This window comes from Curtobacterium flaccumfaciens (assembly GCF_018598405.1).
Taxonomy (GTDB): Bacteria; Actinomycetota; Actinomycetes; order Actinomycetales; family Microbacteriaceae; genus Curtobacterium; species Curtobacterium aurantiacum.
In genome coordinates this window covers 1-13,241 of sequence record NZ_JAHEWS010000018.1, presented here as the reverse complement: position 1 = coordinate 13,241, position 13,241 = coordinate 1, and the positions used below count along the sequence as shown (strand labels likewise).

At 73.2% G+C, this 13,241-nt stretch carries 15 protein-coding genes and 1 pseudogene; 2 read left to right on the top strand and 14 right to left on the bottom strand.

Annotated features, from left to right (window positions below; translation table 11 throughout):
* Positions 1-83 precede the first annotated feature (83 nt).
* The 12 genes from trpC to fmt all read right to left on the bottom strand — a co-directional run bounded on the left by trpC (position 84) and on the right by fmt (position 10,058).
* Entirely contained in the window at positions 84-869 is a 786-nt protein-coding gene (trpC, locus tag KK097_RS12065) for an indole-3-glycerol phosphate synthase TrpC (RefSeq protein ID WP_214545011.1), read from the bottom strand.
* A gap of 16 nt (positions 870-885) precedes the next feature.
* Entirely contained in the window at positions 886-1,125 is a 240-nt protein-coding gene (locus tag KK097_RS12060) for an HGxxPAAW family protein (RefSeq protein ID WP_214544958.1), read from the bottom strand.
* Complete coding sequence (locus KK097_RS12055) at positions 1,122-1,820, bottom strand: Trp biosynthesis-associated membrane protein (RefSeq protein WP_214529765.1); 699 nt, start codon at positions 1,818-1,820, stop codon at positions 1,122-1,124. The genes KK097_RS12060 and KK097_RS12055 overlap by 4 nt, the downstream gene beginning before the upstream one ends.
* Positions 1,817-3,361: an anthranilate synthase component I gene (locus tag KK097_RS12050; protein ID WP_214544956.1), complete on the bottom strand. Its 1,545-nt coding sequence runs from the start codon at positions 3,359-3,361 to the stop codon at positions 1,817-1,819. Before KK097_RS12050 ends, KK097_RS12055 begins: the two co-directional genes overlap by 4 nt.
* On the bottom strand, positions 3,358-3,756 hold the full coding sequence (gene hisI / locus KK097_RS12045; RefSeq protein ID WP_214529767.1) for a phosphoribosyl-AMP cyclohydrolase: 399 nt from the start codon (positions 3,754-3,756) through the stop codon (positions 3,358-3,360). Before hisI ends, KK097_RS12050 begins: the two co-directional genes overlap by 4 nt.
* A 25-nt stretch (positions 3,757-3,781) precedes the next feature.
* Positions 3,782-4,537 carry an imidazole glycerol phosphate synthase subunit HisF gene (gene hisF, locus KK097_RS12040; RefSeq protein ID WP_214545009.1) on the bottom strand — a complete coding sequence of 252 codons (756 nt, stop codon included), beginning with the start codon at positions 4,535-4,537 and terminating at the stop codon, positions 3,782-3,784.
* 59 nt (positions 4,538-4,596) lie between these two features.
* On the bottom strand, positions 4,597-5,436 hold the full coding sequence (hisG, locus tag KK097_RS12035) for an ATP phosphoribosyltransferase (protein ID WP_214529769.1): 840 nt from the start codon (positions 5,434-5,436) through the stop codon (positions 4,597-4,599).
* A gap of 58 nt (positions 5,437-5,494) precedes the next feature.
* Positions 5,495-5,758 carry a phosphoribosyl-ATP diphosphatase gene (locus KK097_RS12030; protein WP_214544954.1) on the bottom strand — a complete coding sequence of 88 codons (264 nt, stop codon included), beginning with the start codon at positions 5,756-5,758 and terminating at the stop codon, positions 5,495-5,497.
* Between the two features lie 101 nt (positions 5,759-5,859).
* A complete protein-coding gene (gene rpe, locus KK097_RS12025; protein WP_214544953.1) occupies positions 5,860-6,519 on the bottom strand; it encodes a ribulose-phosphate 3-epimerase in 660 nt (219 codons plus the stop codon).
* Positions 6,520-6,556: 37 nt separating this feature from the next.
* Positions 6,557-7,459: an Abi family protein gene (locus KK097_RS12020; RefSeq protein ID WP_250896695.1), complete on the bottom strand. Its 903-nt coding sequence runs from the start codon at positions 7,457-7,459 to the stop codon at positions 6,557-6,559.
* A 101-nt stretch (positions 7,460-7,560) separates the two neighbouring features.
* The gene (locus tag KK097_RS12015) at positions 7,561-9,129 is read right to left on the bottom strand and encodes an RsmB/NOP family class I SAM-dependent RNA methyltransferase (RefSeq protein WP_250896694.1); all 1,569 of its coding nucleotides are present in this window, start codon (positions 9,127-9,129) and stop codon (positions 7,561-7,563) included.
* Positions 9,126-10,058: a methionyl-tRNA formyltransferase gene (gene fmt / locus KK097_RS12010; RefSeq protein WP_214544950.1), complete on the bottom strand. Its 933-nt coding sequence runs from the start codon at positions 10,056-10,058 to the stop codon at positions 9,126-9,128. The genes KK097_RS12015 and fmt overlap by 4 nt, the downstream gene beginning before the upstream one ends.
* A gap of 134 nt (positions 10,059-10,192) precedes the next feature.
* On the opposite strand from fmt, the gene KK097_RS12005 reads away from it, so the two are divergent.
* Entirely contained in the window at positions 10,193-10,522 is a 330-nt protein-coding gene (locus tag KK097_RS12005; RefSeq protein ID WP_214529773.1) for a DUF8129 domain-containing protein, read from the top strand.
* A 14-nt stretch (positions 10,523-10,536) separates the two neighbouring features.
* On the top strand, positions 10,537-10,992 hold the full coding sequence (locus KK097_RS12000) for a DUF4383 domain-containing protein (RefSeq protein WP_214529774.1): 456 nt from the start codon (positions 10,537-10,539) through the stop codon (positions 10,990-10,992).
* 117 nt (positions 10,993-11,109) lie between these two features.
* Here the strand turns inward: KK097_RS12000 and KK097_RS11995 are convergent, their stop codons facing one another.
* Both KK097_RS11995 and KK097_RS11990 read right to left on the bottom strand, forming a co-directional pair.
* Positions 11,110-13,092 (bottom strand): primosomal protein N' family DNA-binding protein, encoded by a 1,983-nt coding sequence (locus tag KK097_RS11995; protein ID WP_214529775.1) that lies wholly within the window; start codon positions 13,090-13,092, stop codon positions 11,110-11,112.
* Positions 13,093-13,100: 8 nt separating this feature from the next.
* Positions 13,101-13,241: pseudogene (locus tag KK097_RS11990) on the bottom strand (methionine adenosyltransferase domain-containing protein); the annotation flags it as partial.

The window sequence follows — 13,241 nt, the reverse complement described above, 5'->3', positions numbered from 1 at the left end:
GTGGAACGTGCGGCCGCGGTCGGCGGCCTCGATGCGAGGGTGTCGGTCAGGCGGGTCGAGCAGCCTCGGTGCGGAGGTGTCGGTCAGGCCTGGTCGGCGGCGTCGATGAACGATGCCAGGGTCGCGGCGGGGTCGTCGCCCGTCACGAGTGCTTCGCCGACCAGCACGACGTCGGCGCCCGCTGCACGGTAGTGGGCGACGTCGGCCGGACCGGAGACCGCGGACTCGGCGACGCGCACGACGCCGTCGGGGATGCGGTCGGCGAGCGATCCGAACAGGTCGCGGTCGAGCGAGAAGTCGGTGAGGTCACGGGCGTTGACGCCGAGGATGCGTGCGCCGGCGTCGAGGCCACGGGTGACCTCGTCTCCGGAGTGCGCCTCCACCAGCACGCGCATGCCGAGTTCTTCGGCCAGGGTGTGCAGCTCGACCAGGCGGGGCTGCTCGAGCGCCGCGACGATGAGCAGCACGACGTCGGCACCGGACGCCCGGGCCTCGATCACCTGGTACGGGTCGGCGATGAAGTCCTTGCGGAGCACGGGGACGCCCACGCGGGCCTTCACGGCTTCGAGGTCGGCGAGGCTGCCGAGGAACTTGCGCCCCTCGGTCAGGACGCTGATCGTCGACGCTCCACCGCGCTCGTAGTCGGCGGCGAGGGCGGCCGGGTCGGCGATGGCGGCCATCGACCCGCGGGACGGGCTGGCGCGCTTCACCTCGGCGATGATCTTCACCCGGTCGCCCGGGCTCAGGAAGGCGAGGGCGTCGAGCGGCGACGCCACCCGGTCGAGGTCGCGTTCGACGTCCGAGTAGGGACGGTCGACACGACGGGCGGCGGCGTCCTCGAGCGCGCCCGCGACGAGGGTCTCGAGCACGTTCGGCATCGGAGCCCTACTCGCCGTGGTGCTTGGGGACGAACTTCGGACCGTCGACGCCGTAGCCGGCCTTCTTCATCAAGCCACCGACGATGAGGCCGATGAGGACGACGCCAGCGGAGGCCCAGACGCCCCACGGCTGGTCGAACCAGAAGAACAGCGTGCCTGCCGCGAATCCGATCAGCATGATCACGACGGCGGTCCAGGCGGCCGGCGAGTGGCCTTCGCCGAGTTCTGCGGGCTCAGTGTTGCTCACGGTGCTCCTCGTTCTGCTCCGGCGTCGTCGGTCGAGCGACGCCCTGTCGATCCTACCGTGTCGTCGTCCGGGGCCCCCGCGCCCGCGCCGACCTCGGTGGTGGGGTCCACGCCGGCACTCAGGTCGTCCCAGTCGACGACGGCGTCGCGCTGGACGGGCGCTGCTGCACGCGCCGCCGCGGCGGCTCCGGCGGTGGCGGCGCCGTACTTCCGGCTCGGGCCGGGCCAGGCGCGCTGGACCACGATGACGACCACGCCGAGCAGCACGGCGAGCACGCCGCCCGCGATGCCGACGGCGGGCCACGGGCTCACGCTGACGCTCGACACGACGGCGCGGACCGCGCTCAGGTCACTGACGCCGGCGACCTCGCCGACGGCACCCCGGGCGGCGGCGATCGGGTCGCCGAGCGCGGCGATCCCGCTCACGACCACGCCGAGGCCGAGCAGGATCTCGACGGCTGCGAGCACGACACGCAGCACCCGACCGGCGATGGTCATCGCCAGGAAGAGTGCGAGGCTCGCGATCGCCAGTGCGGTGTACTGCGGCACGACCGCCGCCCCGTCGGCCGCGACCGTCGAGGTCACGGCCGCGCCCGCGTGCAGGCGCACGGTGAACCAGGTCTGGGTCCAGGCCAGCATGATGACGCCGGCGACCAGGAGCCCGGCGACGACGACGATCGGACGCGAGCGCTTCACGAGCGGACCTCCCGCATCCTGTTCGCCGTGGCGACGGCCCGCAGCGGGGCCGCGGCCTTGTTGACCGCCTCGACGTGCTCGGTCTCCGGGTCGGAGTCGGCGACCAGTCCGGCACCGGCCTGCACGCGGGCCACGCCGTCCTTGATCAGGGCGGTGCGGATCGCGATCGCCAGGTCGGCGTCGCCGGCGAAGTCGAAGTACCCCACGACACCGGCGTACGCGCCACGCTTCGCCGGCTCGAGTTCGTCGATGATCTCGAGCGCGCGCGGCTTGGGCGCGCCCGAGAGCGTGCCGGCCGGGAACGTCGCCCGGAAGACGTCGATCGCCGAGGCCTCGGGACGCACCCGACCCTCGACGCTCGACACGAGGTGCATGATGTGGCTGAACCGCTCGACGGTCATGAACTCGGTGACGGCGACCGTGCCCGGCTCGCACACCTTCTGCAGGTCGTTGCGGGAGAGGTCGACGAGCATCAGGTGCTCCGCGCGCTCCTTCGGATCGCCGAGCAGGTCCTCGCCGAGGCGGACGTCCGCTTCCGGCGTGGCACCCCGCGGGCGGGACCCCGCGATCGGGTGCGTGATGACGCGGTCACCCTGCACCTTCACCAGCGCCTCGGGTGAGGCGCCGACGATCCAGAACCGCTCGTCGGCGGTGTCCGCGAGCGCGAGGAAGTACATGTACGGACTCGGGTTCAGCGTCCGGAGCACGCGGTACACGTCGAGCGGGTCGGCCGTGACCTCGTGGTCGAACCGCTGCGAGATGACGACCTGGAAGACGTCGCCTTCGCGGATGAAGCCCTTCGAACGCTCGACGGCGGCCATGTAGTCGGCCGGACTCGTCCGGTGGGTCGGTGTCGGCTCGGCGATCTCGAACGCCTCGGCGACGGTCGCGACGCTCGGCTGCACCAGGTCGCCCTGCATGCGGTCGAGGCGCTGCTGCGCGTCTGCCCAGAGCGTCTCCGCGTCGTCAGCACCGTCGTTCAGCACGCTCGCGACGAGCAGGACGAGGCCGGTGCGGTGGTCGAGTGCGGCGAGCTCGGAGACGAAGGACAGGGCCTGTCCGGGGACGTCGAAGTCGGCCGGTGGCACGTTCGGCAGGTGTTCGAGCTGGCGGACGGCCTCCCACCCGATGAAGCCCACGGTTCCGCCGACGAGCGGCGGCGATCCGGGCACCCGGGGCGTGGCCCAGCGCTCGTGCAGCCGCGCGAGCACGTCGAGCGGTGCGCCGTCGAGCGACCCGACCGCGCGCGCGGCGTCGATGCCGGTGTCGATCCAGGCCGCGCGGTCGCCGTCCTGCGTGAGCACGCCGAAGCTCCGCACGCCCACGAAGGACCAGCGCGACCAGAGGCCGCCCTGGCCGGCCGACTCGAGCAGGAACGACCCGGGGCGGCCGTCGGCGAGCTTGCGGTAGACGCCGACCGGCGTCTCGCTGTCGCCGTAGAGCGCGCGGACGACCGGCACGACACGGTGCTCGGCGAGCAGGCCGTCGAACTCCGGCCGGGAGGTCGTGTGCGGGTCCTCGGGGCTCGTCGCGGTCGTCATCGGGTCGGCTCCACGGCCGCGTCGGCCGGGGCAGACGCGGTCACGGGCGCGAGCGGGTCGACGTCGAAGCACCGGTGCGCACCGGTGTGGCACGCGGCTCCGACCTGCTGCACCGTCACGAGGAGCGTGTCGTCGTCGCAGTCGAGCGCGGCACCGCGGACGTACTGGGCGTGTCCCGACGTGTCGCCCTTCCGCCAGTACTCATTCCGCGACCGCGACCAGAAGGTCACGCGGCCCTCGGTGAGGGTGCGGCGGAGGGCTTCCCGGTCCATGTACCCGAGCATGAGGACGTCCTTCGACGATTCCTCCTGCACGATGGCGGGGAGCAGGCCGTCCGCACCGAAGCGTGCGCGGTCGAGGACCGCCTCGGTGTCGGTGCTGGTGCTGTCGGTCATGAGACTCCTAGCCTACGGCGGCGGATCAGCGGACGGCGTGGCCGGTCGCGCGGAGCGCGGCCTTGACGTCCCCCACGGTCATCTCGCCGCGGTGGAAGACGCTGGCTGCGAGGACGGCATCCGCACCCGCGTCGACGGCCGGGGCGAAGTGCTCGACGCGACCCGCGCCTCCCGAGGCGATCACCGGGACGGACGACACGGCGCGCACCGCGGCCACCAGTTCGAGGTCGAACCCGTTCTTCGTGCCGTCGGCGTCGATGGAGTTGACGAGCAGCTCCCCCGCACCCCGCTCGACGGCCTCGCGCGCCCAGGCGATCGCGTCGAGGTCGGACTCGGTCCGACCGCCGTGCGTGGTGACCACGAAGCCCGAGGGCATCCGGTCGGACCGCTTGACGTCGAGCGAGAGCACGACGGCCTGCGCACCGAACCGGTCGGCGATCTCGCCGATGAGTTCGTGGCGGGCGATGGCGGCGCTGTTCACGCCGATCTTGTCCGCGCCGCACTGCTGCAGCCGTGCGACGTCGTCGACGCTGCGGACCCCGCCGCCGACGGTGAGCGGGATGAAGACCTGCTCGGCCGTCCGGGTGACGGTGTCGTACATCGTGGCGCGGTTCTCGACCGTGGCGCCGACGTCGAGGAAGGTCAGCTCGTCGGCACCCTGCTCGTAGTACCGCGCCGCGAGCTCGACCGGGTCACCGGCGTCCTGCAGGTCGAGGAAGTTGACGCCCTTGACGACCCGGCCGCCCTTGACGTCGAGGCACGGGATGACCCGGACCGACACGCCGCCGGACGTGGCGGGGCCGGCGCCGGACGCGGCGGGGCCGGCGCCGGACGCGGCGTTCACAGGCGGGCGGCGTGGATCGGGCTGACGAGGATCGCCCGGGCGCCGAGGTCGTAGAGCGCGTCCATGATGAGGTTCGCGTCGTCGCGCGGGATCATCACGCGGACGGCCGCCCAGTCGCGGTCGTGCAGCGGCGAGACCGTCGGCGACTCGATGCCGGAGGCCACCGCGGTCGCCTGCTCGAGCAGGGCCGTGGGGACGTCGTAGTCGAGCATCACGTAGCCACGCGCGACGAGCACGCCCTGGAGCCGTCGGCGCAGGACGTCGATGCCGGGGATGGTCTCGTCGGTGGAGACGAGCACCGCGGTCGACTCGAGGATCACCGGGCCGAAGATCTCGAGCCCGGCCTGCCGGAGCGTGCTGCCCGTCGACACGACGTCGGCCACGGCGTCGGCGACCCCGAGCCGCACGGCGCTCTCGACCGCGCCGTCGAGCTTGACGAGCGTCGCGGTGACGCCGTGCTCGGCGAGGAACGCACCGACGAGGCCGGGGTAGCTCGTCGCCACCCGCACTCCGTCGAGGTCCTGCAGCGAGGCGAACCGACCGGGGATGCCGGCGAAGCGGAAGGTGGAGTCCGCGAATCCGAGCGCGTCGACCTCGTGCGCCTCGGACCCGGAGTCGAGCAGCAGGTCGCGGCCGGTGACGCCGACGTCGAGTGCGCCGGACCCGACGTAGGTTGCGATGTCGCGGGGACGGAGGAAGAAGAACTCGACGCCGTTGCGCTCGTCGAGCAGGTGCAGCGCCTTCGGGTCGCGGCGGCCGGCGTACCCGGCCTCCCGCAGCATGTCGGACGCGGTCTCGGACAGGGAACCCTTGTTGGGCACGGCGATGCGGAGCATCAGGGGGTCTGCTTTCTGTGGGGTCGTCGGCGGTGGTGGGTGCGCCGGGCGGCGCTTCCTACAGATGTCGCCAGACGTCCGCCGGGGTGAGTCCCTTGGCGACCATGAGGACCTGGAGGTGGTAGATCAGCTGCGAGATCTCCTCCGAGGTGCGCTCGTCGCCCTCGTACTCGGCCGCCATCCAGACCTCGGCGGCTTCTTCCACGATCTTCTTGCCGATCTGGTGCACGCCGGCGTCCAGTTCGGCGACGGTGCCGGAGCCCTCGGGGCGCGTCTGCGCCTTCTCGGTCAGCTCCTGGAACAGGTCGTCGAACGTCTTCACGCTCACCAGGCTACCGGTCTCCGCTGACGCTTCCGACGCACCGTCCGGACGGGAGGCGGTGGTCGCCTCGGTGACGCCGGTTCCGTCCGGCGCTCCCCCGGTCACGAGCGTGCCCGGGCGGCGGCTTCGCGCAGGTCGGCGATGCGCGCGGCGGGCTCGCCGCCGTACACCGCTGAGCCCGCGACCAGCGTGTCGGCACCGCTCCGCACGGCCTCGGGCACGGTGTCGACCGCGATGCCGCCGTCCACCTCGAGCCAGACGTCGAGCCCCGAGGCGTCGATCGCGGCACGGGCGTCGGCGAGTTTCGGCATCACGGACGGCATGAAGGACTGGCCGCCGAACCCGGGCTCGACGGTCATCAGCAGGATCATGTCGTAGGCGTCGAGGTGGTGCAGCACCTGCGTGATCGGGGTGCCGGGCTTCACGGCGACGGCCGCACGGGCACCGTTCGACCGGATCGCGGCGGCGGTCGCCACCGGGTCGTCGGCGGCCTCGAAGTGGAACGTGACGCTCGACGCACCGGTCTCGGCGTACTTCGGCGCCTCGGAGTCGGCGTCGGTGATCATCAGGTGCACGTCGAGCGGCACCGGCGACACCTGCTGCAGACGCTGCACGATCGGCAGCCCGAGCGTGAGGTTCGGCACGAAGTGGTTGTCCATCACGTCGACGTGCACCAGGTCAGCGGTCTCGATGCGCTGGAGTTCGCGCTCGAGGTTCGCGAAGTCGGCGGACAGGATGCTCGGCGAGATGCGGATCGTCACCGGGCAAGCCTACCGGCGTGCCGCTGGAGGCCCGCGGTCAGGGCCAGAGAGACGTGGCGTTCCAGTCCGCTGGCGCCCCCGTCTGTTCGAAGGGGACCAGCGTGATCGGTGGGTAGGCAGCCATCGCTCCGGCGAGCAGCCGTGATGGCCCGATGCCGCGGGCCTGGCGAAGGTACTGCACCAGCGTCAGCTGGCCGTAGGTCCGGTTCATCGCGTGGGCGGCGAGGTCGAGTCCGTCGTGCGTCCCTCCGCGCGGCAGGCGGGGGCGCTTCGGGTACACCCGGTTGAACAACCGCCCGTGGTGGGCACAGGCGTTGCGGACGACGTTCAGCGCACGGAGCCACGAGGAGAACTGCGGCGGCCTCAGCCCGAACGCTCCGGCGACCACGGTCTGCACCATCGGCGGTGCGAACCCGAAGAGCCGGCTCAGACTCCCCCAGTCCATGAGCTCGACGGCGGCCCACACTGGCAGGGTCCCGCCGTACGCGAGTCGGTGGTGCTCGACGAAGTCCTCTCGGGACCGCCCGACCTCACGGTCGTGGCGACGGCGCCAGTCGGCGTACTGGTCACCCGACCGGGCGAGCACGCCGAGCAGCGCCGGCTCCAGGTGGGCGCAGGGGTCGAGCCGCCCCAGTTCATGGCCGAGTGCGGCTCGGACGGCGAGTTCGATCGGCGCGATCGCGTCGAAGACCGTGGTCCGGAGGCGGGCGTCGAAGTCGTAGAGGGAGACCACGTCAGCCAGACGAGTGCCCGTAGCGAAGTCGTCGCTCCGGTGCCCGGACCGCAGCCGACGGAACGAGTACCAGTACCCGCTGAGGCGGTAGTAGCTGACCCGCCGCAGCAGCTCGACCGCGACGTCGTGGTCCCCGACGTCCATCCCGCGGGCCTCGAGCAACGCGACCTGTTGTCTGGTCGACCGGAACGCCTTGACCTCGCTCAACGCACCCCCACACGAAGAGGACCGGCCCTGGACCTGCTTTCGCAGGCGGAACCGGTCTTGTGGAACCAACATATCAGAAGCGTTCCGACGGAGCAACCGCCTCAGTCGACGCGACGGAACAGCGCGATGAACATCGCGTCCGTCCCGATGCGGTGCGGCCAGAGCTGCGCGGTGGCGCCGTCCGCGACCTCGGGGTCGCGTGCGGCGACGCCACGGACGATCGTCGCGGTGTCGAGCTGCTCGAGCCGGTCGCCGTGCCGCCCCATCAGGGCGTCCACCTGCCCGCGGGTCTCGGCCAGGTGCGGCGAGCACGTCACGTACGCGAGCGTCCCGCCCGGTGCGAGCACCCGCACGGCCGCGTCGAGCAGTTCGGTCTGCAGGGCTGCGAGCTCCTCGACGTCCTCGGGGAGCTTCCGCCAGCGCGCCTCCGGCCGGCGACGCAGCGCGCCGAGCCCGGTGCACGGGGCGTCGAGCAGGATGCGGTCGAAGGTCATCCCGGTGCCGTCGCGTCCGTACCGACGCGCGTCGCCCTCCACGACCCGCACGTGCTCGCCGAACACGCCGAGGGCGTTCCGCACGAGTCCGGCCCGGGCCGGCACGAGTTCGTTGGCGACCAGGGTCGCGCCGCCCTGCTGCGCCTCGGCGGCGAGCAGCGCGGCCTTCCCACCGGGGCCGGCGCACATGTCGAGCCACCGCTCCCCCGCGCGCACCGCAGACGAGCGACTGAGCGCCAGCGCGGCGAGCTGTGACCCCTCGTCCTGCACGCGCAGGCGTCCGGCGGCGACGCCCGGCACGCGCGCCGGGTCGCCGCTGATGCCGCGGATGCCGACGGGCGACACCGGCGCGGCGTCCGCCTGCAGGACGGGCTCGCTGGTCCGGACGGGAGGCACGGTGCCCGTCGCGCCGTCGGCCTCCGGTTCGTCGTCGGCCGGCACCAGGGCCGCGGGCACGTCGTCCGCACCGGTCGCGTCGGCGAACGCGGCGTCGGTGTCGCCGTCCGGGGCGGTGCGGGCGGTCGCGGTGGCGATGTCCTCGTCGGTGGCGAGTCCGGGCAGGGCCGCGAGCTGCACCCGGGGCGCGGCGTTGTCGGCGGCGAGCAGGGCGGCGAGCTCGTCGCGGGAGCGTTCGGCGGCCAGGGCGTCGCGGAGTGCCGAGACGACCCAGACCGGGTGCGACCAGCGGGTGGCGAGCAGGGCGTCACCGGCCCGGCCCTCGGTGATCAGGGCGTCCCACTCCTCATCGGTGCGGGCGGCGATCTTGCGCATCACCGCGTTGACGAACCCGGTGGCGCGGCGGGCACCGACCTCGCGGGCGAGCTCGACCGTGGCGTCGACGGCGGCGTGCGTCGGCGTGCGCATGGCGAGCAGCTGGTGCGCACCGAGGCGCATCACGTCGAGGACGTCCGCCTCGATGTTCTCGGCACGACGACCGGATGCGAGGGCGATGATCACGTCGTACCGACCGAGCATCCGGATCGAGCCGTAGGTGAGCTCGGTCGCGAACCCGGCGTCGCGGGCGGTGAGCCCGGCGCGTCGGATACGCGTCGGCAGCAGCAGGTTCGCGTAGGCGTCGTCCACCTGCACGGCGCGGAGCACGTCGAACGCGACCCGGCGGGCGCTCACGGGTCGGGGCCCGCGGCGGGCACCCTGGGGCTTCGTCTGGGGGCTCATGCGAGGACCTTCCCGTCCAGTTCGCCGAGGCCACGGGCCCAGGCGGCAGCGTCCATCGCCTTCTTGCCGGCGGGCTGCACCTCGAGCAGCACCAGCGGGGTGTCGGCGGTCCCGACCAGCAGCCGACCGCCGTGGAGTGCGAGTGCGCCGGGCGCGAGCGACGGGGCGGGGTCCCCCGTGCCTCCCGGTCGGTTGCTGCGGAGCAGCTTCACGCGGGTCTCGCCCAGGTGGGCGTAGGCGCCGGGCTCGGGCGTGACGCCGCGCAGCCGCGCGTGCACGGTGGCGGCGGGCGCGGCGAAGTCGATGCGGCCGTCGTCGATCGTGAGCTTCGGGGCGAGGGTCGGCTCGCCGGACTGCTCGGTCGCGACGGCGGTGCCGGCGGCGATGCCGTCGACGACGTCGGCGACCACGTCGGCACCGACCTCGGCCATCGCGGCGAGGACCTCGCCCGAGGTCGCCTCCGGGTCGATGGCGAACGGGCGCGCGGCGTAGACCGGGCCGGCGTCGAGCGCCTCGACCAGCTGGAAGACCGTCGCGGCCGTCCGGGCGTCGCCGGCCATCACCGCACGCTGCACGGGAGCCGCACCGCGGTACGCCGGCAGGTCGGAGAAGTGCAGGTTGATCCAGCCGTGCCGTGGGGCATCGAGGGCGGGGCGGCGGAGCAGTGCGCCGTAGGCGACGATCACGCCGAGGTCGACGTCGAGTTCCGCGATCCGCGCGGTGACGCCTTCGTCGACACGCGAGGCCTCGATCACCGGCAGTCCGAGCTCCGTGGCGACGACGGCCACCGGGGTCGGGGTGAGGACGCGCTTGCGGCCCTGCGGGGTGGCCGGCCGCGTGAGCACCGCGACGATCTCGTGGTCGGACGCCGCCAGACGGCGGAGGGTGGGGACGGCCGCAGCGGGGCTGCCGGCGACGACGAGACGCATGGGTTCGATCTTCCCACGTCGACGGGACCGCCCCGCTCCGCACATCTGTCCGGAGCGCGCGGCGGCAGACTCATCCTGTGCGCCGGCAGAGCGCGGGCTGCGTACGTTCTGGCTGCATCGACGGAAGGAGCACCATGACCGACCGAGAACTCCCGATACCGGACTTCGACCACGTCCCGCTCGGCAACCTGACCGAGCACCTGACGGCCCTCGACCGCGAGCAGCTCCGGGTGCTGCTCGATCACGAGAACGCCCACGGCGCACGGTTGCCGGTGCTGGAACGGATCCGCCACCGGATCGAGGCCCTGGACGGCGGTGCGGAGCCGACCGGCTCCGTGCCGGAGCACCTCCCCGAAGCATCCGCGGGGGCTTCGGCACCCGCGGACGTCACGCCGGCCACGGCCGGTCCGACGATCAACCCGCCTTCCCACGGCGTGCCCACCAACCCCGCGCAACCGCGCTGAGATCAGGAGACACCATGAGCGACGTCACCACCGCCACCAACCGCTACGCCGGTTCGTCCGTCCAAAAGGCCGCCCTCGTGGTCGGCATCGTGTTCCTGCTCGTCGGGATCGCCGGGTTCATCCCCGGCATCACCACGGGCGACCTGGCCGGGGCCGGGCACGAGTCGATGGCGATGCTGCTCGGCATCTTCCAGGTGTCGGTCCTGCACAACATCGTGCACCTGCTGTTCGGCGTCGTCGGCCTGCTCGCCGCCGCCCGTGCCTCGGGCTCGCGGATGTACCTCGTGATCGGCGGGATCGTCTACTTCGTCCTGTGGATCTACGGCCTGTTCACCGCCGGCCACAGCTCGGGTGCGAACTTCGTGCCGCTGAACAACGCCGACAACTGGCTGCACCTCGTGCTCGCCATCGGCATGGTCGCCCTCGGCGTCGTGCTGCCGCGCGAGCGCCGTCGGCCGGCCAACGCCTGACCCGCACAGCCGGTCGCCTCAAGGCGGCAGACCCCGAACGACACCGCCGACGTCCGACGACGTCGACGGTGTCGTTCTGCGTCGGGCAGCAATCGGGCCCACGCGGGACCGGCCGGCTCAGACCTCGGAGAACGGCTCCGCGTCGTCGAGCCGCACCCGGAGGGTCGGGGCGGCCCGTCTGCGGTTGCCGCCCTTGAGCACGCGCCGCGTCGAGGAGCGCCGGATGACCTCGGCCTTCAGCGTCGCCGCGACCTCCGCCCCGTGTGCGTACGGGAACCGCACGATCGCCCGGACCGTGCCGGGCAGGGCGTCGTCCTCCACCGGCACCGGCCCGAGCACCGGACCGACGACGGCGTCGCCGAGGGCCTCGACCGCGGCGGTGACGGCCTCGTCGGTGCCGGTCATCGTCGCCACCCGGACCGCCGGTGGGAAGTGCAGCTCACGGCGGTCGGTCAGTTCGTCGTGTGCCGGCCCGTCGAGTCGCCACAGGGCCATCGCCGACGCGAGCGGCCCGCCGATCCCGACCAGGTACACCTCCGCGCCGGGAGCCGACTTCGCCGCGGCGTTCGTCCAGAAGCGCAGGACGTCCTCCTGCACGCGCAGCCCTTCGCGGGCGAGCATCTTCTCGCCGTCGAGCAGCAGCACGCACGCGTAGCCCCCCGGCACCGACGGCTCGGCCCCCCGGGTGGCGACCACCACGGACGGGCGGGCGGGGACCTCGTCGAGCGGGCGTGAGCCGTCGGCGACGACGATCCGCGTGCCCGGGAACGCGCGCCCGAGTTCGTCGGCCGTCCGTTGCGCCCCCTGGCCGACCGGCTTGACCGTGCCGTTGCCGCACGTCGGGCAGCGGAAGCCGACAGCCAGCGCGCCGCAGAACCGGCACTGGGGCGTGGCGCCGCGGTGCGGGCTGCCGAGCGGCCCGCCGCAGACGCGACAGTGCGCGCGTTCGCCGCACTCGGCACAGACCAGCCCGGTGCCGAAGCCCGGGCTCGCGACCTGCACCAGGACGGCACCGTGCTGGCTGGCCTCGCGCGCGGCTCGCCAGGCGGAACTCGGGATGCGCGCCTGTGCGGCGAACCCCTCCGCTCCGGTCTGCTGCACGGTGGGGATGACCTTCGGGGTCTTCACGCGGTACGGCACGACGTCCTGCAGCCAGTGCAGCTCGACCAGGCGCTGCACGTCGGTGCTGCGCGCGTGCGACACGAACAGCAGGGCCGCCCCGGACTGGGCAGCCCGCACCAGGGCGACGTCGCGCGTGTGCACGTAGGGCGCCCGCTGCTCGATGAACGAGGCGTCGCCGTCGTCCCACATCGCGATGAGGCCCAGGTCGGTCGCCGGCGCGTACATCGCCGTGCGGTTGCCGATCGCGACCACCGGGTGCGTGCGGGCCTGCAGCAGGGCCTTCGCGCGCTGCCCGTTCGTCTGCTTGGCGTCGAACCGCACCACCCGCTCCGGTGGCAGCACGGCGAGCAGGGCACGCTCGAGGTCGATGACGTCGCGGAAGTCCGGCACGGCGATCACCGCGGACTGCTCGGCCGCCACCGTGTGCGCGGCAGCCTGGGCGAGCGTCGCGGCCCACCCCGGCACCCAGACCGGCTCGTCCGCGTCACCCAACGCCACAGGCTGGGGCACAGCGGCGACCGCGGCGCGTCCGTGTTCCGTCACCACGGCCTCCAGGACGCCGTCGGCGTAGCCGGTGACGGGCGGGGCGGTCACCGGCGGGGGCGACCACGCGGTGTCCCGGGCGAGCCAGGCCTTCTCGGCGCGCACCTGCCGCGGGGGCACGGCGAGGCGCAGGACGTCGGAGGCGACACCCGCGGCCCGGTCGGCGACGGCGCGCGCGAGGGTCCAGATCTCCGGCGCGAGCACGGGCACCGGGGACAGCACGGCCTCGATCTGGCTGAGCTCCCCCGGGTACTCGCCCTCGGTGACGATCTCGACCACGTAGCCGTCGGACATCCGGGCGCCGGTGCGCAGCGGCACCTTGACGCGGACCCCCGCGACGCAGTCGTCCTCGAGCTCGGCCGGCACCCGGTAGTCGAACAGACGGTCCAACTGCGGGAGCGGCGAGTCGAGGACGACGCGCGCGACGGTGGTCACGCGGTGCTTCAGACGGTCGCGGCGACGAGTCCTGCGGCGGCGCGGAGTTCCTCGACACGGTCGAGCTGCTCCCACGTGAACCCGGGGAGCTCGCGGCCGAAGTGGCCGTAGGTCGCGGTCTGCGCGTAGATCGGTCGGAGCAGGTCGAG